This window comes from Streptomyces sp. SID14478, from assembly GCF_010548525.1.
GTDB lineage: Bacteria > Actinomycetota > Actinomycetes > Streptomycetales > Streptomycetaceae > Streptomyces.
In genome coordinates this window covers 1-1,958 of record NZ_JAAGMG010000156.1, presented here as the reverse complement: position 1 = coordinate 1,958, position 1,958 = coordinate 1, and the positions used below count along the sequence as shown (strand labels likewise).

2 protein-coding genes are annotated in these 1,958 nt (G+C 70.2%); one reads left to right on the top strand and one right to left on the bottom strand.

Annotation, left to right across the window (positions count from 1 at the left end; all coding sequences use genetic code 11):
* On the bottom strand, positions 1 to 788 hold a 788-nt coding region (locus tag G3I40_RS06305; RefSeq protein ID WP_239091575.1), incomplete at its 3' end, for a serine/threonine-protein kinase.
* Between the two features lie 240 nt (positions 789 to 1,028).
* Here G3I40_RS06305 and G3I40_RS06300 point away from each other — a divergent pair.
* Positions 1,029 to 1,790: a hypothetical protein gene (locus tag G3I40_RS06300; RefSeq protein WP_164301170.1), complete on the top strand. Its 762-nt coding sequence runs from the start codon at positions 1,029 to 1,031 to the stop codon at positions 1,788 to 1,790.
* Positions 1,791 to 1,958: the final 168 nt, after the last annotated feature.

The window sequence follows — 1,958 nt, the reverse complement described above, 5'->3', positions numbered from 1 at the left end:
TCGGGCACCGGGTCCGTGGCCGGCGCCGGTGCGCGCTGCGGGGCCGGCGGGGCGAGCGCCTCCAGGATCGCGTCGAGGCCGGGGCGGTCCTGCGGCTCCTTCGCCAGGAGCCGGGCCAGCAGTGGGGTCAGCCTGCCTGCTTCTGGCGGCAGTTGGGGCTCCTCGTACAGGACGGCGTGCAGGGTCGCGAGGGTGGTCTCGCGGCTGAACGGGGAGCGGCCGCCGAGCGCCGCGCACAGCGTCGCACCCAGGGACCACAGGTCGGAGGGCGGCCCCTGCGGCCGGCCCGAGATCCGCTCGGGCGCCATGTAGTCGGGCGAGCCGACGAGCATGCCGACCATGGTCAGCGCCTTGGTGTCCTGGATGGCGGCGATGCCGAAATCGGTGAGCATGACGCGGCGCCGCCCGACGCCCTCGAGCAGGACGTTGCCGGGCTTGATGTCGCGGTGCAGGACGCCGCCCGCGTGCACCGGGCGCAGCGCCTCGGCGAGCCCGCGGCCGATCGCCGCCACCTCCTCCACGCCCAGCGGGCCGTCCGCGACGAGGACCTGCTCCAGGGAGCGGCCGTCGACCAACTCCATGACGATCCACAGGCGTTCGCCCTCGTCCACCACGTCGTACACCCGCACCACGCCCGGGTGGTCGATGCGGGCCGTCGCGCGGGCCTCGCGCAGGGTGCGCTCGCGGCGGGTCCGGGCGTCCTCGGGGTCGAGCCCGTCGATGCGCATCTCCTTCACGGCGACGGGCCGGTCGAGCATGTCGTCGACCGCGCCCCACACGCGCCCCATGCCGCCCTGGCCTATGAGTTCGCCCAGGCGGTAGCGCGCAGCCACCACTAATCCCCGGACGCCTCCACTTGCATTCCCTGGCAATCGACTGCACCCCCGAAACCCCTGAAACACAAAATCGACACTTCGCGCCGTCCCAGCATAGTGGGGAGAAATCTTGTGGTACCTCTTCAAGTACTGCGAATTCGGGTGCAGTTGGGGAAGCACGAGAAAGACCAAGAAACACCTAGGGGGACGAACATGAGTTCACGTCGTCAGGTCAAAATTGCGGGTTCACTGCTTACCGCGACCGTCACGGCCTTCATGGTCCTGCCCTTCGCCGCGGCGGCGGACGACGGGCCCGGTCCGGGCAGCGGCGAGGGGGGCAAGGCCATGGACAAGGCGCCCGCGGGGACCACGCTGACCACGGGCCTTTCCGAGAGGATCTCGGTCGACAACGCGACCAGGGAAACGAAGAACCTCGTCGCCGGCGTGAGCAACGAGGGAACGAAGGACAGCGGAAAGATCAGCCTGCTCGTCGTCGGTTTCGACGGAATGACGATCAAGGCGGTGCCGGGCTGCTCGGCGATCCCGAAATCCGGTCTGCCGAAGGGATCGAACAGCGGATTCACCTGCCCCCTCGATAACCTCGCCGCAGGAAAGTCCCAGTCGTACAAGGTCGCCGCGACATTCGATCTCGCGAAGACCGGGAAGATCTGCCTGCCGGTGACGAGCGCGGACGGCAAGAAGACCTTCTGGCAGCAGGGGCCGGTGCCGTTCGGCACGACGAATCCGTCACCGAACGCGCCCGAGACGCCCCTGCTCCTCAACACGGAGAACAAGCCGGCCGCGCCCGTCGGGGACGACAGCGGGGGCGGCGGCAAGGGCGGCGACACGGGGGATCTGCCGTCGACCGGTCCCGGCTCCGAACTGCTGCCGCTCGGCGCGACCGGGGCCGCGCTGCTCGCCGCCGGCGGGGCGGGCCTGTGGTGGGCGACCCGGAAGCCGTCCGCGACCCGCTGAAAAAGCTGACGGAAGCTGTCAGGTTATCCGGGCACAGTGGGCGTCATGACGCACCCGGACCACCCTGACAGCACCCGCACCTTCCGGCCGGGCCAGGCCGGTTACGACGACGAACGCGCCGGATTCCAGACCGGTTTCACCCAGCGGCCCGACGTGATCCACGCGGCG